1 pseudogene is annotated in these 245 nt (G+C 60.4%); it reads left to right on the plus strand.

The features are described from left to right. Positions 1-245, plus strand: a pseudogene (locus tag FQ668_RS08185) (polyphosphate kinase); the annotation flags it as partial.

Raw genomic sequence — 245 nt, forward strand, 5'->3', positions numbered from 1 at the left:
GTGTTCAAGGATGCCGTGCTCGACCAGGCCATCACCGGTGCCGAACACCTGGAGCAGATGCTGTGCGATGAAGGCGCGCTGATCATCAAGTTCTGGTTCCACCTGTCCAAGAAGCAGATGAAGGCGCGGCTGAAATCGCTCAAGGACGACCCCTTGCACAGCTGGAAGATCAGCCCGCTGGACTGGCAGCAGTCGGAAACCTACGACCGTTTCGTGCGCTTTGGTGAGCGCGTGCTGCGCCGCAC

The sequence above is a fragment of the Pseudomonas sp. Kh14 genome, from assembly GCF_900291005.1.
GTDB classification, from domain to species: domain Bacteria; phylum Pseudomonadota; class Gammaproteobacteria; order Pseudomonadales; family Pseudomonadaceae; genus Aquipseudomonas; species Aquipseudomonas alloputida.